This is a genomic window from Escherichia sp. MOD1-EC6819, from assembly GCF_002965765.1.
Taxonomy (GTDB): domain Bacteria; phylum Pseudomonadota; class Gammaproteobacteria; order Enterobacterales; family Enterobacteriaceae; genus Escherichia; species Escherichia ruysiae.
This window is the reverse complement of sequence record NZ_PTRG01000002.1, coordinates 157,405-182,128: the sequence shown is the minus strand read 5'-3', so window position 1 is coordinate 182,128 and position 24,724 is coordinate 157,405. Positions and strand designations below refer to the sequence as shown.

Sequence of the window (24,724 nt, the reverse complement as noted above, 5' to 3'; positions counted from 1 at the left end):
TCAACTCCTGTCATGGAAAAGCGGTTGCCAGAGGTCAATTAGCCCCTGCATCAAGCCACCGCGCCAACAAAGCGCATCATGTCCGCCGTCAACCTGACGCCAGAAAATGGATTCTTTTATGGGATATAGTTGCGCATACAGCGCCTGATTGGCTCGCATGATCAGCGGCTCACGAATCCCCGCCTCCAGAACAATGCGCAGACCTTCGGCGCTAACTCCACCAGCTTTTAGCTTTTCAAGTAACACGCCCTCTTGCTGCCCGCCCCGATGCGGCCACCAGTACGATCCTGACTGGCTTAATACACAGCCAAAGCGTTCAGGCCAGTGCAGTCCGGCATACAGCGCGGAAAGCCCACCAAAACTCTGCCCGGCGACCACGGTGCGATCGGCGCGATCGCTAAAAGGGGCGATCGTTTTCACCAGCGGCAGTAACTCTTGCTGTACTGCCAGCCAGAAATCCGCATTACACGGCAGTTCGCGGGCACGGTGCGCGGTGTCGATGGCGTCAATCAACACATACACGGCGGGAGGAAGCTGCTGACGACGGGTCAGCGAAGTCAACGCAGGCCAGACGGGCATACTTTGCGCCCAAAATTCACCATCGAGCAGAATAGCTAACGGACGCTCCTCGACTGGCGTATCGCCGGTGGTAAAAATCCATACACGACGTGAATTTCCCAACCGTTCACTTTTCCAGGTTATTTCTTTCGCTGAGTTAGCGGGGGCTTGCGGACAATCCCAGCCGGGTTGCTGCGGCGCTTGCGGCATTTCGAGTGCGGAAACAGCGTGCCCTCGCCCTCCTTTCCAGCTTTGCGGATTCAGCGGATCGGCTATCGCCTGGGGTAATAGTTTTCGCCAACCTTCGCGTAATTCGAGGCGATCGGGTGATGGTGCAGAAAAAATGTCATCGCGTTCGGTGGGAATAAAACAGTAACTGCCGCGCCAGTTAGCATTGAGTTGTGTCGTCCACTGCCAGACGTCGGTGCCTGCAATGCGCTGCATCGACTGGGGCTGGCTGTTCTGATGGTGATCGGTAACGCCAGTGATGTAAACCCATACGCGCTTCACCGTCGAGCGGTCTTCAGAACCTTGGGGATCACGCCACCAGAAAGTGACCTCAAACATTTCGTCATTCAGACGCTGCCATTCCGGGCCATGTTTCGACTGCCACCAGCTCTCATTTCCCACATTTAACACCGTCACACCATAACCCCATGTTTACTGTGCAATTTTTCATTGATTGCAGAAATATATTGATAATATTATTGATAACTATTTGCATTTGCAATAGCGTATTGGCGCGCCATGTCAAGCGCGGACATTAATTAACCAACTGCACTGCGTGTCTTTCAGGATCAAAGGTTTTCGCGGTAGCGGGATGCGTCATGCTGATGACGACCATGCCCGACAGTTGCAATTCGTGGCAAAAATGCAGGAATAAAACAATGAACAAGAAGATTCATTCCCTGGCCTTGTTGGTCAACCTGGGGATTTATGGGGTAGCGCAGGCACAAGAGCCAAACGATCCCCCTGTTTCACATGACGATACCATTGTCGTTACCGCCGCCGAGCAGAACTTGCAGGCGCCTGGCGTTTCGACCATCACCGCAGATGAAATCCGCAAAAATCCGGTTGCCCGCGATGTATCGGAGATCATCCGTACCATGCCAGGCGTTAACCTGACCGGTAACTCCACCAGTGGTCAGCGCGGTAATAACCGCCAGATTGATATTCGCGGCATGGGGCCGGAAAACACGCTGATTTTAATTGACGGCAAACCGGTCAGCAGCCGTAACTCGGTGCGTCAGGGCTGGCGCGGCGAGCGCGATACCCGTGGTGATACCTCCTGGGTGCCGCCGGAGATGATTGAACGAATTGAAGTTCTGCGTGGTCCGGCGGCTGCACGTTATGGCAACGGCGCGGCGGGCGGCGTGGTTAACATCATTACCAAAAAAGGCAGTGGTGAGTGGCACGGTTCCTGGGACGCTTATTTCAATGCGCCAGAACATAAAGAGGAAGGTGCCACCAAACGCACCAACTTCAGCCTGACCGGTCCGCTGGGCGACGAATTCAGCTTCCGCTTGTATGGCAATCTCGACAAAACCCAGGCCGATGCGTGGGATATTAACCAGGGTCATCAGTCCGCGCGTGCCGGAACCTATGCAACTACCCTACCAGCCGGGCGCGAAGGGGTGATCAACAAAGATATTAACGGCGTAGTTCGTTGGGACTTCGCGCCTCTGCAATCGCTGGAACTGGAAGCGGGTTACAGCCGCCAGGGCAACCTGTATGCAGGCGATACCCAGAACACCAACTCCGACGCTTATACCCGCTCTAAATACGGCGATGAAACCAACCGTCTGTATCGCCAGAACTACTCGCTGACCTGGAACGGTGGCTGGGATAACGGCGTGACCACCAGCAACTGGGTGCAGTACGAACACACCCGTAACTCGCGTATTCCGGAAGGTCTGGCGGGTGGTACCGAAGGGAAATTTAACGAAAAAGCGACACAGGATTTCGTCGATATCGATCTTGATGACGTGATGCTGCACAGCGAAGTTAACCTGCCGATTGATTTCCTCGTTAACCAAACGCTGACGCTGGGTACGGAGTGGAATCAGCAACGGATGAAGGACTTAAGTTCCAACACCCAGGCACTGACCGGAACGAATACCGGTGGCGCTATTGATGGCGTGAGTGCCACCGACCGTAGCCCGTATTCAAAAGCAGAAATTTTCTCGCTGTTTGCCGAAAACAACATGGAGCTGACTGACAGCACCATCGTAACGCCGGGGCTGCGTTTCGATCATCACAGTATTGTCGGCAATAACTGGAGCCCGGCGCTGAACATATCGCAAGGTTTAGGCGATGACTTCACGCTGAAAATGGGCATTGCCCGTGCTTATAAAGCGCCGAGCCTGTACCAGACTAACCCGAACTACATTCTCTACAGTAAAGGTCAGGGCTGCTATGCCAGCGCGGGCGGCTGCTATCTGCAAGGTAATGATGACCTGAAAGCGGAAACCAGCATCAACAAAGAGATTGGTCTGGAGTTCAAACGCGACGGCTGGCTGGCGGGCGTCACCTGGTTCCGTAACGATTATCGCAATAAGATTGAAGCGGGCTATGTGGCTGTAGGGCAAAACGCAGTCGGCACCGATCTCTATCAGTGGGATAACGTGCCGAAAGCGGTGGTTGAAGGTCTGGAAGGATCGTTAAACGTACCGGTTAGCGAAACGGTGATGTGGACCAACAACATCACTTATATGCTGAAGAGTGAAAACAAAACCACGGGCGACCGTTTGTCGATCATCCCGGAATATACGTTGAACTCAACGCTGAGCTGGCAGGCGCGGGAAGATTTGTCGATGCAAACAACCTTCACCTGGTACGGCAAGCAGCAACCGAAGAAGTACAACTACAAAGGCCAGCCAGCGGTTGGGCCGGAAACCAAAGAAATCAGTCCGTACAGCATTGTTGGCCTGAGCGCGACCTGGGATGTGACGAAGAACGTCAGTCTGACCGGCGGCGTGGACAACCTGTTCGACAAGCGTTTGTGGCGTGCGGGTAATGCCCAGACCACAGGTGATTTGGCAGGAGCCAACTATATTGCCGGTGCCGGGGCGTATACCTATAACGAACCGGGACGTACGTGGTATATGAGCGTAAACACTCACTTCTGATGCTAACGTCAGATTGTTGACAAAGTGCGCGTCGTTCATGCCGGATGCGGCGTGAACGCCTTATCCGGCCTACAAAATCTTGCCAATTCAATATATTGCAGGATCACGTAGGCCTGATAAGCGTAGCGCATCAGGCAGTTTTGCGTTTGTCATCAGTCTCTAATATGGTCGACATGAAAACTACGCATACCTCCCTCCCCTTTGCCGGACATACGCTGCATTTTGTTGAGTTCGATCCGGTGAGTTTTCGCGAGCAGGATTTACTCTGGCTGCCGCATTATGCGCAACTGCAACATGCCGGACGGAAACGCAAAGCCGAACATTTAGCCGGACGGATTGCTGCTGTTCATGCTTTACGGGAATTTGGCTTTAAGTACGTCCCCCCTGTCGGTGAACGTCGCCAGCCACTTTGGCCTGCCGGGTTATACGGCAGTATTAGTCACTGCCAGGCTACGGCATTAGCGGTGGTATCCCATCAACCAATGGGTATTGATATCGAAGAGATCTTCTCTGCACAAGCAGCGGAAGAGTTGAAAGACAGCATTATGACACCAGCAGAATACGAGCTGCTTGTGGTCAGCAATTTACCCTTTTCTGTGGTGCTTACACTGGCGTTTTCAGCGAAAGAGAGTGCGTTTAAGGCAAGCAAGTTACAGACAGATCAAGGTTTTCTGGATTATCAGATAGTGAACTGGAATAAACAGCGGATCATTATTTGTTGGGAGAACGAGATATTTGCTGTGCAATGGCAGATAAGAGGAAAACAACTCATAACGCTTTGTCAACACGATTAATGGATAACCCTTACTGTGGTTAGCCAGCAACCATTGCTTGTAGTAGTCAAGTAATATTGACCACCGTTTTACGCTAAGAACGTTATCTGTTCTCTAATTTTTTCGGTGTCAGCCCACCGTTATAATGGTGAGATCTGACGCTATTATAGTTGTTCAATATACAACCACTGATTTGCTGCCATATATCCGGCGTCGTTAGTGGACTGATGACCCGCGCCATGATGGCATCCGCACCCTGTTTCCTAATCTATGTTACCACCCCGACACCGTTCAGGCTGTTACAGAGTCGATTATGCGATCTGATCAATCGCTGAATATCCCAAATCACCAACCGGACGGAGCAGTGCCGATCATAGCACCAATACCCAGAACTGAACGACGCCTGATCCAGAAAACGATCCATAAAACAAAGGACAAAAAACCACGCCCGGCGGCTCACAGCCATGCTGATGCTGCATCGTGGTGACACCGTCAGTCATGCTGCCAGAACACTCTGCTGTGCTCGCTCATCGATTGGTCGCTGGATTAACTGGTTCACGCTGTCGGGTGTTGAAGGCCTGAAGTCATTGCCGTCAGGACGTGAGAGGCGCTGGCCGTTCGAGCATATTTGCGCATTGCTGCGTGAGCTTGTTAAGCATTCTCCCGGCGATGGTTACCTGCAGCCGAACTGGTATGGCGCAGAGCAGCACCAACACTGCGTATCCGGGGCCCGAATAAGGAAGAAAAAATGGCAGCGATTAATGTAGCGTTAGCCAGTTGTAGCATAGAACACCCTGTGTTTTACGAAGATGAAGTGGAGATCCACCTCAATCCCAAAATCGGCGCAGACTGGCAGTTACGCGGGCAGCAAAAGCGCGTTGTTACGCCGGGCCGGAATGAAAAGTACTATCTTGCCGGTGCGCTGCACAGTGGTACGGGCAAAGTCAGCTACGTGGGTGGAAACAGTAAAGGTTCATCCTTATTTATCAGGCTGTTAAAACATCTGAAGGAGACATACTGACGGGCAAAAAAGATTACGCTCATTGTCGATAACTACATCACCCACAAAAGCTGTGAAACGTTGCGCTGGCTGAAAGCAAACCCAAAGTTCAGGGTGATTTATCAGCCAATTTACTCGCCATGGGTCAATCATGTCGAACGGTTGTGGCAGGCGCTTCATGAAACAATAACCCGAAATCACCAGTGCCGTTCAATGTGGCAACTGTTGAAAAAGGTTCGTCACTTTATGGATACCGTCAGCCCATTCCCCGGTGGAAAGCATGGGCTGGCTAAAGTGTAGCGGTATTAGGATCAGCTACTTAGAAGCGAATGGAGTAACTGGCATAGCACAGGGGAATTTAATTACTCAGCATATATATGCAAGACTTGAATAATATGTGGGCGCGTAAATAGCTCACAAAAATTTCAACAACACTCCCTCGCTGTATTATAAAGTAACCACAAAAAAATGTTCTTTTTTGGATTTGTTATAAATATCCCAGTCAATTTCCCAATCATTATTAAAAACAATAGTTCCACCATAATTCTGGACATTTATTAACTTGGTGTTTGGTGCAACGGAAAACTTTGCAAGTAAGCTACCGTTAACCAATGTAGTCTTATATCCCCTACCGTTATTAAGTCTTATGTAATCAGATTGTGTTATTACGACCCCGTTGTGTACATATTTTTCAGGAAACAGTGCTTCATAGCATATATATATGCTATAACTTAAGCCATGAAGCTTAAATGTATTATTATTTTTTATTTTTTTATCGATATTTAGATATTCTGATGAAAGCTTTTCTGGAGCATTGAATACGCCTCTTTTTTCTATAAAAGGAATTAATGCTGTTTTCTGATGTAATTGCAAATTATCCACATGCAAGAACATGGATATAACATTATTAAACTTTTTGTATCCAAAAAAATTAAATAAAAATGCTTTTTGCTTAAGTGTTGAATCAGTTTTAATCTTTAGTAACAAATCATCCGTATTTTTTTTAATAACTTCATTTTTATAACCAAAGTAAACATTCTCAGAAAAAACAATAAGGTCAACACTGTTTTCTTTTATAAATTTCGCCATGTCATTATAAAACCTTTCAGGTGTTCCTCCATTTTTATAATAAAGACCAACTTGAATAACAGCGATATTACTCTTTGGTATTTTATCTGAAATTAGCATGCGACAGGGTAATATCATAGCCAAATAGCATAGAATTACCAGCATTATTTTTTTAAAATCACAACAAAAAAATAATGCTGGTAATAAATTTATAACATACAGATTAAGCAAGGGAGAATTTGTTTGCGGTAGAATAAATAGGTTGTATTTATAATATAATATTATTGGGTTTAATGGGATTGATATTTTTATCGCTGAAATAGCGGTAATCGCAGCGGCGTATATCGCACATCCCAAAATACCGTTCTTTGATAACTTGTAATATAGGGTAAATATCAGGATATTACATAAAGCAACATATAATAAAATAATCGAATTGAAATAAACTGTTGGAGTTAACGAAAAAAAATATTCATTAACCATTTCAAATGACAAACCAAAAGAATATATTAATACGAAAAATAAAAATAACTTAATATTACCTTTAGAAATCAGATAATAACAAAGCAAGAAGATAAATAATAAAATATGCAAAAACATCTTGTTGGCTAGTTGTTCTCTAATTTAATTAAACTCATGTCGCTTGTGATTAGTTCAAGATCATGTGTCACCATGACGACACTTCCACCATCTTTATTATATTCGGATAAAATATTCATAATAATCCTTTTATTATTTTTATCCAGACTCGCGGTGGGTTCATCGGCCAAAAGAATTTTAGGTTTTTTTATTAAAGCTCTTGCAAGAGCAAGACGCTGTTTTTCTCCCCCTGAAAGGTTCATAACCTTCATATCAGGCATAGGGAGTCCAACGATTTCAAGCATGGTATGCGCATTTTTCTCTGCGAATTTTAAATAAGGATAATCTACGGAGCATAGAATGTTACGTAGTACACTTTGTTTTTCATTAATGAGAGAATCTTGAAATATAAAACCAAAATACTCCTTCCTTATACTAGAAGTTTTATTGTAATCCTTCGGATTAATATTTTTACCACAAAACTCATAATTCCCATCAAATTCACTATCCAACAAACCAAGTATGTTTAACAGTGAACTCTTTCCGACCCCGGAAGGCCCTGTAATAACATGAAATGAACCTTTTTCAACATTAACAGATATAGAACTAAGGATTTTTTTATCCTTGAACTGTTTTTCATAAATATCTAATTTAATCACTTTATTTCAATCTCAAAAGCAGTATCGAGTAATTCAGCGAGTTTTTTATGATCACCATCAATGGCCAATGTTACAACCCTCAAACCAGAACTTTTATCATCCTGGCCATTTTCGAAGGTACGGGTGATGCGGACTACAGATGCTAAACCGGATAATCCATTGACCAAAGAGCGATATCTTATCTTTTTTTCTTTGATATTTCCTTGTTCAGACACAGGATCAATTTTAACATCAATGAAAAACTTATCCAGAAGTTCAATATCTACGATATCGTCTCCTGAATTGACATATTGCTCATTGCTTACAGCAATATTCCTTATGATAAAAGGCGATGATACCAACGGTTTTGCAAGTTTTAATATATTAGTAATATTATTTTTCTCTATATTCAGATTTATAATAGCCATGTTCGAATCATTTATTTTATCTTCTATGTCAAGTAATTCATCTTTGGATATATATCCCAACTCATAGGAATGCTTACTCTCTTTATAGTCATTATGAAGTCTACGTTTTTTTTTACATTCAGCCTGTAGTTTTTTTTCAATTAAAAGAATCTTGGAATTATACTCATAATTCAACACATCAAATAATGTGACGTTCTGTTTTATTTCGCCTTCTTCCATATCCGATAATTTCACAATTCCAGAGTATGGGCTCTTAAAATGCATGATTTTATTCCCATGTAAGACGCCATAGTAAACATCACAAAAGGCTTGTGGAGAAAAAAAACTAACCAAGAAAATCAAGATAAAGTTCATAATACATAAGTTCATTTTCATTTCTTTTGATATTAAGCTCAATTTCATAAATATCATCCTGTAGTGAGTAATACGTAAGTACACTTTCTTTCTTATTTTTTACTCTTTCAGAAATATAGTTTAGCTCTTTGTTTTTTATATATAAATTATTTTTAAGAATCGGAATTTTATTCTTTATGATATGAAGTTTGTTATTGATATCAAAACGTAACAATTCAAGCTCTCTAAAATCATTAAGGTTATCAATATTGTTTTTCATTGAATTAATTGCATTTGTTTTTTTACTGTTGAATGATGAAAAAAAATCGCTCAACGGCACATTCACACTAATACTAGCGTTATAATCCATTTCTCTAAGGCTGATATCGCTCAATGTCCCACCATTTTTAGGAGTTAAACCTACAGAGAAATATAACGATGGCAAGAGTGATGACTCACTAATTTTGTTATCAATATCGACTGACTCATTCTTTTTTTTATAAATATTTTTGACTAATTCTATAATACTTGATCTTTTACACGCTTTTATATCTTCAATTGTTACTTTGTGCAACAATTCTTCTGGGACAGAATAATCACTTTTAATCTTCATTAGAGAATACTGCCTTTCCAGTTCCACTTCATTAAGTGTATTTCTCATTTTATCTAGATTATTTCCTTTTATTTCCGTGTCAAGATAAGGTGCTTTACCCATCTTAAATAATTCTTTAGATATATTGTAATCTGTCTCTAGTTTTTGGATTTGTTTTTTAGTTAACTGAATTTGTTCAAGTTGATATGTATAATTAATGCTGCTATAGTAAAAACCCAACAAATACTCATATCTTTTTCTCTGCAACTCTAAATTTTGCAGGTTATTTTGGATGGCTAATTTATCTTTATTATTTTTATATTTATATGCAGAAAATATATCCTGTGAAAGAGAGAAATATATATCACTATCCCCGAAAGTAGACAACCTCTTATTATTATTAATATACTGCCCCAAACCAATAGACATACTTGGTAAAAGTGAGGCAACATTATTAGATTCTTCGATCTTATTATGCTCTTGTTCCAGAATATAAGAAGAAAAAATATTAGTCTTTTTGAAGTAATCATCCATAATGCATTCCTGAGATTTGGCATATGGAGTTACCATATAAACACAAAAAAACAGAACAACAGACTTTGATAAAAATCTCATTGCTGGCGACCTTTAATTAAATATATAGGGTTTATTCTGAAAAACAATTTTCCAAAAAATATATTCGAACATAGAAAAATTAACAGCACGCCACTTAACGATAATGAAATCATTACAACTCTTATTTTAATATCTGTAGATAGCATTTGGGACATCCATAACATAATAAAATAAGAAGCGACCAATGAGTTGAATAAACAAATTACTAATGTAATCATTGATTCTATGATGACAACGAGAATTATCGAGTTTTGTTTTATACCGTGGATAATTTTTAGTGCAAATTCTGTGCTTCGGGAAGAAAATGTTCGTTTACACAACACAATACATATAACCGCAGCAAACAATGTCAACATTATATATATAGTGTTTGTTAATATGGAGAATCTATTCAACACTTTGTCGACGGTGCTTCTTACATCAAGAGCTGTTATAATATTGTATTCTGGTATTTTTTCCTCACCAAGCGTTTTTTTTGTTGTGTTAATATCATTTTCGCTAACTTTATCACTTAACACTATCTTAACATTATCAATGTTACTGCTTAGCTTGAATCTGAATAATGTACTTAAGGGGATAAAGAGCTGATTGTTGCTCTGATATTTCGATAACCCAAGACTGTCCAGGAAGTCCATTTTCATTTTTGGAATTACGCCAATAATTTTAAACGGTATCCCATTAAGGAAAACAATCCCATTGTGTAAATATGGACTATCCTCACTAACAATAGCAACATCTCCATTAAATTCCATGTTATTGGTGGTTATTTTATTTATGGATAAACCTAGTGCATCAATACCTGTCACTGATAAAGGTTTGTCATCGTAAGGTGTTTGACCGCCATTGAATATATAAGTTTTTGAGTATGATAATGATTTATATATAGGAGATAATACTTGCATTACCTCATTAATGTTTTTTTGATTATAGATGTCAATAGAAATAACATTGTCACCATAAGTTTTGAGCTCTTCTTCTGCTTTTTTTGAAACACTAAAAATCAACGAATCAGTAATTGTTATACCGATGAAACTAAGTGTTAAAAAAATCACAAATGTGAAAATTTGCTTTTTATTTTCAGCAATATTTTGCAAAGCATCTTTAATGTAAAAAAACACAATCATTTTTTTGAAAAAAATACACCGAATGCAAAGATTCGCATTCGATGTGTTTAAGTTATTTATTAACGTTTGGCAAGGTGTTTTTTATTTAATCCAGCTAGCTTTATACCACCAGCGTTTGATGCCAACTTTATTAACTTTTTGAACATCAGTTTTTAATGTCAAAGGTGATATTGGGGTAACATTACCGCTAAACGTGTCAACAGTACCATCATTGAACTCATGATGCCCATCATAAATATGGACACCTTTCACTTTTCCTTCATTTATACCCTGCATACACACTGAGTCAGTCGTTCGGTATACCATATAACCCGCAGAGGTAGGACCTGACCCCGTAGCCATAACACAACGGCTCGGGTCTACCCTGTCTGGGTTCCAGCCGCTGCCACCCGCAAATGCGTTCAAACTTAATCCCATCAGAGATACTAAAATATATTTCTTCATTGTAACCTCTTATTGTTAATAGATAATATATTTGTCATGCAACAAGTTGCATGTACTGCACTTACGCTCCCTCAGTCACTTACTTATGCAAGCTCTTGGGAACTCACTTATACACTACCTGTAACTCGAATTATTTAGAGTATAAAACTATTAGCATATCTAGTATCTAATAGTGTTTTATTTTATTACATAATAGAAAAAATCTATTATGTGCAATTATTTAATAGAATAATAACACGTGCAACGAATTTTAAGTGTTTCTTGAGTGACATAAAATAAGTGTGGTGTCCATATCCTCCTATCGTGAATCAATATAAATGATTTACACCTAACACTATAAAATGTTCAGAAAGCCATCGCAATAATAAAAAATAAGACATTACGATAATATTATAAAGCATTGCTTTGTTGGGGGATGACGTATGTAGCAATGAAAGATAACAAATGCCGGTAATGGTACGGAGAAATCCTCAGTAATAGGCGGGTAAAAAAGACGGGCATAGAGTTTTGTGGTCGACTGGTTGTGCTAACAATTCAGGAGATCACCTCTATGCCCGTTCGCTCATCATGCCAAAAGTTTTTCCGTGATGATTTGACTCCATTTCATCAGTACCGCCAGAATGCCATCCTTGACGCCACTGCTGCGCTTAGTCGGGACGCATCCCTCATCCTTACCAGCATTGGACGGTATATGCCAGGTAATGCTCAGGTTAAAACAAGATTAAGCTCATCGATCGCCTGCCAGGCAATGACGCTTTACACCGCGATATCCCGGCTATTTTTCATAATATTACCCGGTTTCAGCCCCGAGACCTTACGTTGTGCGTCATTGCCGTTGACTGGAGTGGTTATCCTTCTCAGGCATTCCATGTTCTGCATACTCCCCAAGTTTGCGACGGGCGTTCTATATTACTTCTGGATCAGGTTGTATCGTCATTCTGGCAACAAATTGCTCAGTTCTATAAGAATTTTCTTGATACGCTTGCAATCACTATTGCTCCGAATAAACCGGATAAAAATTACCTTTAAACACAGCACCATGACCGCCACAAGGGCATATTTCGTCAGCATGTTTATATTGCCTCCATGCGAAGAAGGGACTACCATCCAAATTGTTGGGTTTGGAGTGGCAGCCCCAGGGTTGATAGAAATATCTCCTGGGGCTTCATCTTTCCAGACCTCAGAGTAAACCTGAAACCGGAAAGCTTCAGGCACCCGCTGTTATCTTACCCTTCCTTAGCAAAATACCTGTTTATTTATACAGTAAATCCTGTTCCGGACTTCTCACACTACTCATTTGATCAACCGAAGCTGAGCCAGTTTTTTTCTGCACGCCCCAATCGTCAAAATTCTTCGCCGCCAGCCAGCTCTGCCGCTACTTGTCACATTGCAAAAGTAGCCAAATTGCTTCAGTAGCAATCAGTTCACCATCACCAAAAAAAGAAACATTCCAGAACTTCCGCATCTCGCCCTGCCGCTGACACTTCTATACTGGAATGAAAACGCCAACATAAGAGAAACCTATGCCATTACCCGATTTTCATGTCTCTGAACCTTTTACCCTCGGTATTGAACTGGAAATGCAGGTGGTTAATCCTCCGGGATATGACCTTAGCCAGGACTCTTCAACGCTGATTGACGCGGTAAAAAGCAAGATCACTACCGGGGAGGTGAAGCACGATATCACCGAAAGTATGCTGGAACTGGCGACGGATGTTTGCCGTGATATCAACCAGGCTGCCGGGCAATTTTCAGCGATGCAGAAAGTCGTATTGCAGGCAGCCGCAGACCATCATCTGGAAATTTGCGGCGGTGGTACGCACCCGTTTCAGAAATGGCAGCGTCAGGAGGTGTGCGATAACGAACGTTATCAACGGACGCTGGAAAACTTCGGCTATCTCATTCAACAAGCGACTGTTTTTGGTCAGCATGTTCACGTTGGCTGCGCCAGTGGTGATGACGCTATTTATTTGCTGCACGGCTTATCACGCTTTGTACCGCACTTTATCGCCCTTTCTGCCGCATCGCCGTATATGCAGGGAACGGATACACGTTTTGCCTCCTCACGACCGAATATTTTTTCTGCCTTTCCCGATAATGGTCCAATGCCGTGGGTCAGTAACTGGCAACAATTTGAAGCCCTGTTTCGCTGCCTGAGTTACACCACGATGATCGACAGCATTAAAGATCTGCACTGGGATATTCGCCCTAGCCCTCATTTTGGCACGGTGGAGGTTCGGGTGATGGATACCCCGTTAACCCTTAGCCATGCGGTAAATATGGCGGGATTGATTCAGGCCACCGCCCACTGGTTGCTGACGGAACGCCCGTTCAAACATCAGGAGAAAGATTATCTGCTGTATAAATTCAACCGTTTCCAGGCCTGCCGTTATGGTCTGGAAGGCGTCGTTACCGATCCGCACACCGGCGATCGTCGTCCACTGACAGAAGACACCTTGCGATTGTTGGAAAAAATAGCTCCTTCTGCACATAAAATTGGCGCATCCAGTGCAATTGAAGCACTGCACCGCCAGGTTATCAGCGGTCTGAATGAAGCGCAGCTGATGCGAGATTTTGTCGCCGATGGCGGCTCGCTGATTGGGCTGGTGAAAAAGCATTGTGAGATTTGGGCTGGAGACTAAGCGGAGAATTGCGTTACGCAGAAATATCCCCGACAATGGTGTTTTAACTTACATTTAACAATGTTATGAAACACCCCTTAGAAACCTTGACCGCAGCAGCAGGCATTTTGCTGATGGCTTTTCTCTCTTGCCTGCTGCTGCCCGCCCCCGCGCTGGGGCTGACGCTGGCACAGAAACTGATGGCCACGTTCCATCTGATGGATCTGAGTCAGCTTTACACGTTGTTATTTTGCCTATGGTTTTTAGTGCTGGGCGCTATTGAGTATTTTGTTCTGCGCTTTATCTGGCGACGCTGGTTCTCGCTAGCGGATTAAACGTCGATTATCGCCGAACTTCGCGGCATACTTTGCTTATTCTCCTTCGCCTAAAGGAACGTTTATGGATAAGCAATCACTGCACGAAACGGCGAAACGCCTGGCCCTTGAGTTACCCTTTGTCGAGCTTTGCTGGCCTTTTGGCCCGGAGTTCGATGTTTTTAAAATTGGCGGCAAGATTTTTATGCTGTCGTCAGAACTGCGCGGCGTCCCCTTTATCAATCTGAAGTCCGATCCACAAAAATCCCTGTTAAATCAGCAAATATACCCGAGCATTAAGCCTGGGTATCACATGAATAAAAAGCACTGGATTTCGGTGTATCCCGGCGACGAAATCTCTGAATCGTTGCTCAGCGATCTGATTAACGATTCGTGGAACTTAGTGGTTGATGGCCTGGCTAAACGCGATCAAAAAAGAGTACGTCCAGACTAAAGCGGAAATCTATAGCGCATTTTTCTCGCTTACCATTTTACTTCGATCCTTGTAATCTGCTGGCACACAAACATCTTTCACAAGGAGTCTTTATGGATATCATTTCTGTCGCCCTAAAGCGTCATTCCACTAAGGCATTTGATGCCAGCAAAAAACTTACCCCGGAACAAGCCGAGCAGATCAAAACCCTGTTGCAGTACAGCCCATCCAGCACCAACTCCCAGCCATGGCATTTTATTGTGGCCAGCACGGAAGAAGGTAAAGCGCGTGTCGCTAAATCCGCCGCCGACAATTACGTGTTCAACGAACGTAAAATACTTGATGCCTCGCACGTCGTGGTGTTCTGCGCGAAAACCGCAATGGACGATGCCTGGCTGAAGCTGGTTGTTGACCAGGAAGATGCCGATGGTCGCTTTGCCACGCCGGAAGCCAAAGCGGCGAACGATAAAGGCCGTAAGTTCTTCGCCGATATGCACCGTAAAGATCTGCATGATGATGCAGAGTGGATGGCAAAACAGGTTTATCTCAACGTCGGTAACTTCCTGCTGGGCGTTGCGGCACTGGGTCTGGACGCGGTGCCAATCGAAGGTTTTGACGCGGCGATCCTCGATGAAGAATTTGGTTTGAAAGAGAAAGGTTACACCAGTCTGGTGGTCGTACCGGTAGGCCATCACAGCGTGGAAGATTTTAACGCTACCCTGCCAAAATCTCGTCTGCCGCAAAGTATCACCTTAACTGAAGTGTAATTCTCCTTTATAGCCGGGAACTGATCCCGGCTATTTCACATCAGATTTTCCTGATTTGCATAACCCTGTTTCAGCCGTCATCATAGTCCACTGTTGTATACAGGAGACGTTATGCAGGATTTAATATCCCAGGTTGAAGATTTAGCGGGTATTGAGATTGATCACACCACCTCAATGGTGATGATTTTCGGTATTATTTTTCTGACCGCCGTTGTAGTACATATTATTTTGCACTGGGTGGTATTACGTACCTTCGAAAAACGCGCCATTGCCAGTTCACGGCTGTGGCTGCAAATCATTACCCAGAATAAACTATTTCACCGTTTAGCTTTTACCCTGCAGGGGATTATCGTCAATATTCAGGCGGTATTCTGGCTGCAAAAAGGCACCGAAGCGGCTGATATTCTGACCACCTGCGCACAGTTGTGGATCATGATGTATGCGCTGCTTTCAGTCTTCTCGTTGCTGGATGTTATTTTAAATCTGGCGCAGAAATTCCCGGCAGCAAAACAGTTACCGCTGAAAGGGATATTTCAGGGGATAAAGCTGATCGGCGCTATTCTGGTCGGCATTTTGATGATCTCGCTGCTGATTGGTCAGTCACCGACCATTCTGATCAGTGGTCTTGGCGCAATGGCTGCCGTGCTGATGTTGGTATTTAAAGATCCGATTCTTGGTCTGGTGGCAGGTATTCAGCTTTCCGCGAACGATATGCTGAAACTGGGCGACTGGCTGGAAATGCCGAAATACGGCGCGGATGGCGCGGTGATCGATATTGGTTTAACCACCGTCAAAGTACGTAACTGGGACAATACCATTACCACTATTCCCACCTGGTCTCTGGTTTCTGACTCCTTTAAAAACTGGAGCGGAATGTCAGCCTCTGGTGGACGACGCATTAAACGCAGTATCAGTATTGATGTCACCAGCATTCGCTTTCTTGATGAAACCGAAATGCAGCGGCTGAATAAAGCGCATCTGTTAAAGCCTTATTTAACCAGCCGCCATCAGGAAATTAATGAGTGGAACCGCCAGCAAGGGTCTACGGAGTCAGTATTAAACCTGCGCCGAATGACGAATATTGGAACATTTCGTGCCTATCTGAACGAATATCTACGTAACCATCCACGTATTCGTAAAGATATGACCTTAATGGTACGCCAGCTTGCACCGGGCGATAATGGTTTACCGCTTGAGATATATGCGTTTACCAATACCGTAGTGTGGCTGGAATATGAAAGCATTCAGGCTGATATTTTCGACCATATATTTGCCATTGTCGAAGAGTTTGGTCTGCGACTTCATCAGTCGCCAACCGGCAATGATATTCGCTCTCTGGCGGGTGCATTTAAGCAGTAATTAAAAAAACCGCTCTCATCGAATGGATGAGAGCGGACATCGTTTTGTCGGATGTAGCGTGAATGCCTTATTTCCGACGCAGCGTTTTAAACGCCACAAACAGGAACACAATCCACACCGGCAGTAGGATCGCTGACAAGCGCATATCATCTATTGTGCACATCAGCAGCAAAATCATGCCGAGAAAGGCAATGCAAAGATAGTTGCCAAACGGATACATCAGAGCTTTGAAGCGGGTTTCACGCCCCTGACGTCGCATCGCCGCACGAAAACGCAGGTGCGCCAGGCAGATCATAATCCAGTTCAACAGCAGCGTTGCTACCACCAGCGCCATCAGCAGACCAAACGCTTTTTGCGGCAGCAGATAGTTGATTAACACCACCAGCGAAGTGATCGCTCCGGAAAGCATCAGCGAGTTAATCGGAACACCGCGACGGCTTACGCGAGTCAAAAACTTCGGCGCATTCCCCTGGACGGAAAGGCCAAACAGCATCCGGCTGTTGGAGTAAACTCCGCTGTTATACACTGACAGCGACGCCACCAGAATGACGAAGTTCAGCGCAGAAGCTACCACGTTGCTGTCGAGATTATGGAAAATCATCACAAACGGGCTACTGTTGGATTTCACTTCCACCCACGGGTAGAGCGCCAGTAAAACCACCAGTGAACCGATATAAAACAGCAGGATGCGATACACGACCTGATTCACTGCTTTAGGGATGCTTTTTTCTGGATCGCGCGCTTCAGCGGCAGTAATCCCAATCAGCTCCAGACCGCCGAAGGAGAACATAATCACCGCCAGCGACAAAATCAGCCCATTCCAGCCGGTGGCAAAGAAACCACCGTAGCGCCAGAGGTTATCGATACTGGCTTTCTCGCCGCCGTGACCAGAAAACAGTAACCACAGGCCAAAGCCGATCATGCCAATGATTGCCAGCACTTTAATCAGCGCGAACCAGAACTCGGTTTCACCATACAAGCGCACGTTCACCAGGTTAATGGCGTTGATGATAATAAAGAAGGCGGCAGCCCAAATCCACGTTGGAACATCCGGGAACCAGTACTGCATATAGATGCCCGCAGCGGTCAGCTCTGCCATTCCCACCAACACGAACATTACCCAGTAGTTCCAGCCAGAGAGGAAGCCCGCAAACGGTCCCCAGTATTTATAGGCAAAGTGGGCAAATGAACCGGATACCGGCTCCTCAACCACCATTTCGCCAAGCTGGCGCATAATCAGGAAAGCGATGATCCCGGCAACGCCGTAGCCCAGCAATACAGCCGGCCCCGCCATCTGAATCGCCGGACCAATGCCAAGAAACAGACCTGTACCAATGGCGCCACCCAGCGCAATTAGCTGAATATGACGGTTATGTAATCCCCGATGAAGCGTCGGTTCTTGATTCGACGCAGTATCTTCCGATACGGTTGACGCGTTTTTCACGCCTTTCCCCTGTGTGTCTTTTTTATTGAGGGGCTCCTTTTAACATTTAGTGCTGGTCGTCGCAAGACACAATCCACACAGTTAAACCGGGTATCCCTTTCTTATGCAAATTGCCGACAAAAAGTACCTTGTTATTGCCAATTAGGGTGTTAACGCCTTATTTGGCCTACAGAAATGTGCAAATTCAATAAATTATAATTCACGCTGTAGGCCTGATAAGCGTAGCGCATCAGGCAATTTTGCCTAAATCCGATGCCGGTGCAGCCACATCAGCTTATACGCCGCCGGGATAATAAACAGCGACAGCAAAGGTGCAGTAATCATGCCGCCAATCATCGGCGCGGCGATGCGGCTCATCACCTCTGAGCCCGCCCCCGTTCCCCACAGAATCGGCAGCAGACCGGCGATAATCACCGCCACCGTCATCGCTTTCGGGCGCACGCGCAGTACCGCGCCGTGATACAACGCCTCATCCAGTTTCTGCTCGCTAAAGGTCTGCGGGTTATCCAGCGACGGCTCTGCCTCTATGGCGTGACGTAAATACATCAGCATCACCACGCCAAACTCGGCAGCGACTCCGGCGAGAGCGATAAAACCGGTGCCCGTCGCGACGGAAAGATGAAAGCCCATCCACCACAGGAACCAGATGCCGCCCACCAGCGCAAACGGTACGCTGCTGATAATCAGTAACGCTTCCCCCACGCGACGGAACGCCAGATATAACAGCACGAAGATGATCATCAGCGTCATCGGCACCATGAGTTTCAGCTTATGGTTGGCGCGCTCCAGTAGCTCGAACTGACCGGAAAACGCCACGCTGGTGCCCGGTTTCAACTGCACTTTCTCGGCAATCGCTTTTTGCAGATCGTGAACCACCGACACCATGTCACGATCGCGGGCGTCGATATAAATCCAGCTCGTCGGGCGCGCATTCTCGGTTTTCAGCATCGACGGTCCGGTGGAGACGTTAACGTCGGCCACGTCCGCCAGGGTGATTTGCTGCTTCATCGGCGTCAGGATCGGTAACTGTCGCAGCGCCTGCGGGCTATCGCGCCAGCTTTGCGGATAACGCAGATTAATCGGATAACGGGCAATTCCTTCCACCGTTTCGCCAACCATCGCCCCGCCCACCGCAGAGGTGACAAACAACTGCACATCCGCCACCGTCATACCGTAACGCGCGGCTTTTTCACGGTTAATCTCAACGTTAATATAGCGCCCACCTTCCAGACGCTCGGCAAGGGCCGAAACCACGCCTGGCACCGTTCGCGCCACGTCTTCAATTTGCTCCGCCATCGCGTCGATATCCGCCAGCACAGTGCCGGAAACTTTAATGCCGATGGGGCTTTTAATGCCGGTCGAGAGCATGTCGATGCGGTTACGGATTGGCGGCACCCACAGATTCGCCAGCCCCGGCAGCCGCACGGTGTTATCCAGCTCTTCGATGATTTTGTCCATCGTCATGCCTGGTCGCCACTGATCCTGCGGCTTAAGCTGAATGGTCGTTTCTACCATCTCCAGCGGAGCGGAGTCGGTGGCAGTTTCCGCTTTCCCTGTTTTGCCAAACACTCGCGCCACTTCAGGTACGCTCATAATCAGCTTGTCGGTTTTTTGCAACATACTCGCTGCTTCCGACGCGGAAATCCCCGGCAGCGTCGATGGCATATATAACAAGTCGCCTTCATTGATCTGCGGTAAAAATTCCCCGCCAACTTTATTCAGCGGCCAGATAACCGTCAGCACCGAAAGCGCCGCCACCAGCAGCGTGGTTTTCGGCCAGTGCAGTACTTTCAGCAACAGCGGATGGTAAATACGAATCAAAAAACGGTTGAGCGGGTTACTGCTTTCTGGCGGAATTTTGCCACGTATCCAGTAGCCCATCAGGATCGGGATCACCACGATCGCCAGCAGCGCCGCACCCGCCATGGCATAGGTTTTGGTGAACGCCAGTGGGCCAAACAGACGCCCTTCCTGCCCTTCCAGGGTGAAGATCGGGATAAACGACAACGTGATAATCAGCAGACTGATAAACAGTGCCGGCCCCACTTCAACAGATGCATCGGTGATAATCTGCCAGCGCGTTTTATTATCCAGCGTGGCGTCAGGATGCTGGTGCTGCCACTCTTCCAGCCGTTTATGCGCATTCTCGATCATGACGATAGCGGCATCGACCATCGCCCCGACGGCAATCGCAATGCCGCCCAGCGACATAATATTGGCGTTCAGTCCCTGAAAGTGCATGACAATAAAAGCAATACACAACCCCAGCGGCAACGAAATAATCGCCACCAGCGCCGAGCGCACATGCCAGAGAAACAGCGCGCAGACTATCGCCACCACAATAAACTCTTCCAGCAACTTGCCGCTGAGGTTGTCGATGGCGCGATCAATGAGCTGGCTGCGATCGTATGTTGTAACTATTTCCACGCCTTCCGGCATACTGCTTTTTAGCGTTTCCAGCTTGTCCTTCACGGCGGCGATCACTTCACGGGCGTTTTTGCCGGAGCGCAGGATCACCACTCCGCCCGCCACTTCGCCTTCGCCGTTCAGTTCCGCAATGCCCCGGCGCATTTCCGGCCCTACCTGGACTTTCGCAACATCACGCAGATAAACGGGCACGCCATTTTCACTGGCTTTTAAAACGATGTGATTAAAGTCGTCGAGCGTTTGCAGATAGCCGCTGGCGCGCACCATATATTCCGCTTCCGCCAGTTCAATCGACGAACCACCCGCTTCCTGGTTTGAGGCATCCAGCGCGCTTTTCACTTCAGCGAGACTGATGCCATATTGCGCCAGGCGCTGGGGATCGATAACCACCTGATACTCTTTCACCACACCGCCCACCGACGCCACTTCCGCAACGTCAGGGATGGTTTTTAGCTCATATTTGAGAAACCAGTCCTGCAATGAGCGTAAATCGGCCAGATCGTGCTTACCGCTGCGATCCACCAGCGCGTATTCATAGATCCAGCCAACACCCGTGGCGTCTGGCCCCAGCTCGGCGCTGACTCCTGCAGGCAGCTTACCCTGCACCTGGTTGAGGTACTCCAGCACCCGCGAGCGCGCCCAGTACGGATCGGTGCCATCTTCGAAAATGACATACACATAAGAGTCGCCAAACTGCGAGAAACCGCGCACGGTCTTCGCGCCAGGCACCGACAACATGGTGGTGGTTAGCGGATAAGTCACCTGATTTTCAACGATTTGCGGTGCCTGACCGGGATAGCTGGTTTTAATAATCACCTGCACATCGGAAAGATCCGGCAGCGCATCCACTGGCGTGTTAATGATGGTCCAGGTGCCCCAGATACTCAGAAACAACGCGCCCATCAGTACCAGAAAACGGTTCGCCACCGAGCGACGAATAATCCATTCAATCATTAGTTATTCCCTCAATGCGCATGGGTAGCACTTTCAGAGCGCATCCGCTCCAGTGCGCCGGAAATATTGGCTTCAGAATCAATCAGGAACAGGCCGCTGGAAACCACCTTTTCACCTTCCGCCAGACCAGAACGTAACGCGGTGACGCCTTGCGAGGCCTGGAAAACGGCAACGCGTTTCGGTACAAAGCGTCCGTCGGCATCAACGGTAATCACCCGCTGTTCGCTGCCGGTATCAATCAGCGCCTGTGACGGAATGAGCAGCATCGGTTCGCTGGCGGTGTTGAGTTGCAACCAGGCGTTCATTCCCGGTTTTAGTGCCTCGTCGGCGTTATCGACTTCCAGACGCAGTTGCAAAGTGCGGGTCGCGGCATCCACGCCCGGTAGTAGCGTCCATTTGCGGATGGTGAGCGTTTTATCGGGTCGCGCCGGAACGGTGAGCGTAAACTGCGAGGCATCTTTCACCAGCCAGGCGATGGACTCCGGGATCGCAGCAGTGACCCACACCGGATCCATACCCTGAATTTTCGCTACCACGTTATCTTTGGCGATATTCATTCCCGCGCGCAGATCAAACGCGGTGATCACGCCATCAATGGGCGCTTTGAGCGTAAAGCGAGTCTGGATTTTTTGCGTGGCGATCAGGCGGCGAATATCCGCCTCCGGCATTCCCGCCAGCCGCAGACGTTCAAGAATACCTTCGGTCTGGGTGGCCGTGCCGCCGGTTTCGCGCAGCAGTAAATACTCACTCTGCGCTTCCACCCAGTCGGGAATGGTCAGGTCGAGAAGCGGCGCGCCCTTTTGCACTTTATCGCCCACGGTAAGCGGATAAACTTTGTCGATAAACCCGGCGGCGCGAGCCTGTACAATGGCAAACTGATACTCGTTGTAACTGACATTCGCCGGGAAACTCTGGGCAAACGTCAGCGACCCGCGCGTGACGGTAGCCGTTTTCACCCCAAGGTTCTGCGTCTGAGTCGGGTCAATGCGCACACCAGACGTAGAACTCTCTTCATCGGCATATTTCGGCACCAGATCCATATCCATAAACGGCGATTTACCCGGTTTATCGAACCGCGTATTGGGATACATCGGGTCGTACCAGAATAAGATTTTACGTTCTGCGGTTGGCGTTTTTTCCACTGGCGGTTCCGCCTTTGCAAACCAGGTAAAACCCGCCGCAGAAATAATGCCGCCCGCGATCATGCTGCCGATAATAAGCGCGATTTTTTTCATTGAATTAAACCTGGGTTACTGGCTGACTTTAATATCCTGTAATAAAGAGAGATTGCCCTGCTGGACAAAATTAAACGCCACTTTGTCGCCGGTTTTAATTTCGCTCATTTTCGTCTGCGGGGTGATGGTAAAACGCATGGTCATCTCCGGCCAGTTGACTGCGGCAATCGGATCGTGATGGATGGTGATTTTTTTGCTTTCCAGATCAATGCCTTTTACCACGCCGGTGGCACTAATGACCTGTGGTTGTGCTTCGCTCATGGTTTCATGATGATGTTCGTTAGCCTGGGCATTAAAGCCAATAACGGTAAACAGACTGAACATTGCGACTTGCAGTGCTTTTTTCATTTATTCTCTCCTGGAGTTAAAAATTACTGCTACCAACCGCCACCAAGTGCGGTATATAAAGAAATTTCGTTAACCTGACGGGCATAATTCAGGTCGAGTAAAGCTTGTCGGGTTGCAAATAAAGAACGTTCGGCATCCAGCACTTCCAGATAACTTACCGCGCCGTGCTGATATAATGCCCGCGCCCGTTGCAGGGTAATTTGTAGCGACGCCAGATAACGCTGCTGGGCGCTAATTTGATCATTCAGGCTTTGACGTAATGCCAGCGCATCTGCCACTTCTTTAAAGGCGTTCTGGATTTTCTGTTCATAATTCACTACCGACTGCTGCTGGCGAATTTCGGCGATATCCAGATTGGCCTGGTTGCGCCCGGCATTAAAAATGGGGATCTCAATTTTGGGAATAAAATTCCACATCCCGCTGCTGGCGTTAAATAATGACGACAGTTCGCTACTAGCGGTCGATATTCCGCTGGTCAGGCTTATAGACGGGAAAAATGCCGCACGCGCAGCGCCAATATTGGCATTAGCCGCCATTAACGCGTGTTCAGCTTCCATAATATCCGGGCGCTGCAACAAGATTTGTGACGACAAGTCCGCCGGTAATTTAACACTTTGCAGGCTGTCGCTATCCGCTGTCTGCGCTTGCGGCAGCTTGCCGTAGCTTCCCAGTAACAGTTGCAATGCATTATTCGCCTGCGCCAGTTCCCCCTGACGTTTAGCGATGTCACTGCGGGTACTTTCTATCACCCCGCGAGCCTGTTCCAGCGCCAGAACATTGCTGCTACCGGTTAACAGTTGTTTTTCGACAAACGCATATGACTGCTGATAATTACGCAGCGTTTCTTCGGCTATTTGCAATTGCGCATACGCCAGCTGCTGATTGAAATAGCTTTGCGCGACATTAGAAACCAGCAGAATATGCACCGCGCGCTGAGCTTCCTCAGAGGCTAAATAATTTTGTCGCTCGGCTTCGCTCATGTTCTTTAAGCGACCGAAAAAATCGAGGTCAAAGCTGGCGTTAAGGCCAGTCGAGAACTCCCGCGTCGTAGCCGAATCGCCCTGAAGATTGCCGCTCCAGCTACCGCTGCCCTCGCCATTGAGCTGTGGGTAGCGATCGGCATCGGTCAGACGATATTGCGCACGCGCTTCCTGCACTTTCAGCGTCGCCATGCGCAAATCCCGGTTATTCACCAGCGCCTCGCTAATCAGCGTCTTCACCTGATTATCAACAAAAAAGGTGCGCCAGCCCGCGTTCTGATAGTTATCTGCTGCGTTAACCAGCCCGTTCTGGCTGAGTGAGAACTGCTGCGGCACGGGCATTGCCGGACGCTGATAATCCGGTGCCAGCGAACAACCGGTTAGCACAAGACCCACACAAAATGTCAGAAGTTTACAAGGAGACATAGGCACATAATTTTTAGTGATTTTATGCCGCCAACTTTACCCTCCAGGCTCTGATTTTCCGGTGACAGGAAAATGACAAAATTGTCATTTTGCCAATAAGCGATTGCCATCTGATCCCGCTCCTCTAGAATTGCCC

At 46.5% G+C, this 24,724-nt stretch carries 19 protein-coding genes and 3 pseudogenes; 10 read left to right on the top strand and 12 right to left on the bottom strand.

Annotated elements, in window-relative coordinates; all coding sequences use genetic code 11:
- On the bottom strand, positions 1-1,203 hold the full coding sequence (gene fes / locus A7Z06_RS03360) for an enterochelin esterase (protein ID WP_000217370.1): 1,203 nt from the start codon (positions 1,201-1,203) through the stop codon (positions 1-3).
- A gap of 242 nt (positions 1,204-1,445) precedes the next feature.
- On the opposite strand from fes, the gene fepA reads away from it, so the two are divergent.
- From fepA to A7Z06_RS03345, 3 genes and pseudogenes are all read left to right on the top strand, one after another.
- A complete protein-coding gene (fepA, locus tag A7Z06_RS03355; protein WP_001034860.1) occupies positions 1,446-3,686 on the top strand; it encodes a siderophore enterobactin receptor FepA in 2,241 nt (746 codons plus the stop codon).
- 173 nt (positions 3,687-3,859) lie between these two features.
- Positions 3,860-4,480 carry an enterobactin synthase subunit EntD gene (gene entD / locus A7Z06_RS03350; protein WP_094184987.1) on the top strand — a complete coding sequence of 207 codons (621 nt, stop codon included), beginning with the start codon at positions 3,860-3,862 and terminating at the stop codon, positions 4,478-4,480.
- 343 nt (positions 4,481-4,823) lie between these two features.
- A pseudogene (locus A7Z06_RS03345) lies at positions 4,824-5,759 on the top strand (IS630 family transposase).
- A gap of 147 nt (positions 5,760-5,906) precedes the next feature.
- Here the strand turns inward: A7Z06_RS03345 and A7Z06_RS03340 are convergent.
- The 6 genes from A7Z06_RS03340 to A7Z06_RS03315 all read right to left on the bottom strand — a co-directional run bounded on the left by A7Z06_RS03340 (position 5,907) and on the right by A7Z06_RS03315 (position 11,280).
- Positions 5,907-7,127, bottom strand: coding sequence for an apolipoprotein acyltransferase (locus A7Z06_RS03340; protein WP_105279344.1), 1,221 nt, complete (start codon positions 7,125-7,127; stop codon positions 5,907-5,909).
- Positions 7,128-7,135: 8 nt separating this feature from the next.
- Positions 7,136-7,765: an ABC transporter ATP-binding protein gene (locus A7Z06_RS03335; protein WP_000593048.1), complete on the bottom strand. Its 630-nt coding sequence runs from the start codon at positions 7,763-7,765 to the stop codon at positions 7,136-7,138.
- Positions 7,762-8,526: an HlyD family secretion protein gene (locus A7Z06_RS03330; protein WP_236582697.1), complete on the bottom strand. Its 765-nt coding sequence runs from the start codon at positions 8,524-8,526 to the stop codon at positions 7,762-7,764. The genes A7Z06_RS03335 and A7Z06_RS03330 overlap by 4 nt, the downstream gene beginning before the upstream one ends.
- Positions 8,498-9,631, bottom strand: a complete 1,134-nt coding sequence (locus A7Z06_RS03325) for a TolC family protein (RefSeq protein WP_105279343.1) — start codon at positions 9,629-9,631, stop codon at positions 8,498-8,500. The genes A7Z06_RS03330 and A7Z06_RS03325 overlap by 29 nt, the downstream gene beginning before the upstream one ends.
- A gap of 77 nt (positions 9,632-9,708) precedes the next feature.
- Positions 9,709-10,836 (bottom strand): FtsX-like permease family protein, encoded by a 1,128-nt coding sequence (locus tag A7Z06_RS03320; protein WP_000634716.1) that lies wholly within the window; start codon positions 10,834-10,836, stop codon positions 9,709-9,711.
- Positions 10,837-10,917: 81 nt separating this feature from the next.
- Entirely contained in the window at positions 10,918-11,280 is a 363-nt protein-coding gene (locus A7Z06_RS03315; protein ID WP_001561605.1) for a hypothetical protein, read from the bottom strand.
- A 550-nt stretch (positions 11,281-11,830) separates the two neighbouring features.
- Here A7Z06_RS03315 and A7Z06_RS21945 point away from each other — a divergent pair.
- The 7 genes and pseudogenes from A7Z06_RS21945 to ybdG all read left to right on the top strand — a co-directional run.
- A pseudogene (locus tag A7Z06_RS21945) lies at positions 11,831-12,285 on the top strand (IS4 family transposase); the annotation flags it as partial.
- Positions 12,286-12,319: 34 nt separating this feature from the next.
- A pseudogene (locus A7Z06_RS22310) lies at positions 12,320-12,595 on the top strand (hypothetical protein).
- 208 nt (positions 12,596-12,803) lie between these two features.
- On the top strand, positions 12,804-13,922 hold the full coding sequence (locus A7Z06_RS03300; protein ID WP_001130673.1) for a YbdK family carboxylate-amine ligase: 1,119 nt from the start codon (positions 12,804-12,806) through the stop codon (positions 13,920-13,922).
- Positions 13,923-13,987: 65 nt separating this feature from the next.
- A complete protein-coding gene (locus A7Z06_RS03295) occupies positions 13,988-14,236 on the top strand; it encodes a DUF1158 domain-containing protein (protein ID WP_000682507.1) in 249 nt (82 codons plus the stop codon).
- Between the two features lie 64 nt (positions 14,237-14,300).
- Positions 14,301-14,669: an MmcQ/YjbR family DNA-binding protein gene (locus tag A7Z06_RS03290; RefSeq protein WP_000360945.1), complete on the top strand. Its 369-nt coding sequence runs from the start codon at positions 14,301-14,303 to the stop codon at positions 14,667-14,669.
- A 92-nt stretch (positions 14,670-14,761) separates the two neighbouring features.
- Complete coding sequence (gene nfsB / locus A7Z06_RS03285; RefSeq protein WP_000351445.1) at positions 14,762-15,415, top strand: oxygen-insensitive NAD(P)H nitroreductase; 654 nt, start codon at positions 14,762-14,764, stop codon at positions 15,413-15,415.
- 111 nt (positions 15,416-15,526) lie between these two features.
- The gene (ybdG, locus tag A7Z06_RS03280; RefSeq protein WP_001153137.1) at positions 15,527-16,774 is read left to right on the top strand and encodes a mechanosensitive ion channel YbdG; all 1,248 of its coding nucleotides are present in this window, start codon (positions 15,527-15,529) and stop codon (positions 16,772-16,774) included.
- Positions 16,775-16,841: 67 nt separating this feature from the next.
- On the opposite strand, the gene pheP is transcribed toward ybdG, so the two are convergent.
- From pheP to cusC, 5 genes are all read right to left on the bottom strand, one after another.
- On the bottom strand, positions 16,842-18,218 hold the full coding sequence (gene pheP, locus A7Z06_RS03275; RefSeq protein ID WP_105279342.1) for a phenylalanine transporter: 1,377 nt from the start codon (positions 18,216-18,218) through the stop codon (positions 16,842-16,844).
- A 243-nt stretch (positions 18,219-18,461) separates the two neighbouring features.
- Positions 18,462-21,599 (bottom strand): Cu(+)/Ag(+) efflux RND transporter permease subunit CusA, encoded by a 3,138-nt coding sequence (gene cusA / locus A7Z06_RS03270; RefSeq protein ID WP_105279341.1) that lies wholly within the window; start codon positions 21,597-21,599, stop codon positions 18,462-18,464.
- An 11-nt stretch (positions 21,600-21,610) separates the two neighbouring features.
- Complete coding sequence (gene cusB, locus A7Z06_RS03265; RefSeq protein ID WP_000717130.1) at positions 21,611-22,834, bottom strand: Cu(+)/Ag(+) efflux RND transporter periplasmic adaptor subunit CusB; 1,224 nt, start codon at positions 22,832-22,834, stop codon at positions 21,611-21,613.
- A gap of 15 nt (positions 22,835-22,849) precedes the next feature.
- Complete coding sequence (gene cusF / locus A7Z06_RS03260) at positions 22,850-23,182, bottom strand: Cu(+)/Ag(+) efflux RND transporter periplasmic metallochaperone CusF (RefSeq protein WP_000709870.1); 333 nt, start codon at positions 23,180-23,182, stop codon at positions 22,850-22,852.
- 29 nt (positions 23,183-23,211) lie between these two features.
- On the bottom strand, positions 23,212-24,588 hold the full coding sequence (cusC, locus tag A7Z06_RS03255) for a Cu(+)/Ag(+) efflux RND transporter outer membrane channel CusC (RefSeq protein WP_000074272.1): 1,377 nt from the start codon (positions 24,586-24,588) through the stop codon (positions 23,212-23,214).
- Positions 24,589-24,724: the final 136 nt, after the last annotated feature.

Excerpts from the sequence above, each read along its gene's own strand:
- fepA (WP_001034860.1), top strand. The coding sequence starts at position 1,446 with ATGAACAAGAAGATTCATTCCCTGGCCTTGTTGGTCAACCTGGGGATT.
- entD (WP_094184987.1), top strand. The coding sequence starts at position 3,860 with ATGAAAACTACGCATACCTCCCTCCCCTTTGCCGGACATACGCTGCAT.
- A7Z06_RS03340 (WP_105279344.1), bottom strand. The coding sequence starts at position 7,127 with ATGTTTTTGCATATTTTATTATTTATCTTCTTGCTTTGTTATTATCTG.
- A7Z06_RS03330 (WP_236582697.1), bottom strand. The coding sequence starts at position 8,526 with ATGAACTTTATCTTGATTTTCTTGGTTAGTTTTTTTTCTCCACAAGCC.
- A7Z06_RS03325 (WP_105279343.1), bottom strand. The coding sequence starts at position 9,631 with ATGGATGATTACTTCAAAAAGACTAATATTTTTTCTTCTTATATTCTG.
- A7Z06_RS03320 (WP_000634716.1), bottom strand. The coding sequence starts at position 10,836 with ATGATTGTGTTTTTTTACATTAAAGATGCTTTGCAAAATATTGCTGAA.
- A7Z06_RS03315 (WP_001561605.1), bottom strand. The coding sequence starts at position 11,280 with ATGAAGAAATATATTTTAGTATCTCTGATGGGATTAAGTTTGAACGCA.
- A7Z06_RS03300 (WP_001130673.1), top strand. The coding sequence starts at position 12,804 with ATGCCATTACCCGATTTTCATGTCTCTGAACCTTTTACCCTCGGTATT.
- A7Z06_RS03295 (WP_000682507.1), top strand. The coding sequence starts at position 13,988 with ATGAAACACCCCTTAGAAACCTTGACCGCAGCAGCAGGCATTTTGCTG.
- A7Z06_RS03290 (WP_000360945.1), top strand. The coding sequence starts at position 14,301 with ATGGATAAGCAATCACTGCACGAAACGGCGAAACGCCTGGCCCTTGAG.
- nfsB (WP_000351445.1), top strand. The coding sequence starts at position 14,762 with ATGGATATCATTTCTGTCGCCCTAAAGCGTCATTCCACTAAGGCATTT.
- ybdG (WP_001153137.1), top strand. The coding sequence starts at position 15,527 with ATGCAGGATTTAATATCCCAGGTTGAAGATTTAGCGGGTATTGAGATT.
- cusA (WP_105279341.1), bottom strand. The coding sequence starts at position 21,599 with ATGATTGAATGGATTATTCGTCGCTCGGTGGCGAACCGTTTTCTGGTA.
- cusB (WP_000717130.1), bottom strand. The coding sequence starts at position 22,834 with ATGAAAAAAATCGCGCTTATTATCGGCAGCATGATCGCGGGCGGCATT.
- cusF (WP_000709870.1), bottom strand. The coding sequence starts at position 23,182 with ATGAAAAAAGCACTGCAAGTCGCAATGTTCAGTCTGTTTACCGTTATT.
- cusC (WP_000074272.1), bottom strand. The coding sequence starts at position 24,588 with ATGTCTCCTTGTAAACTTCTGACATTTTGTGTGGGTCTTGTGCTAACC.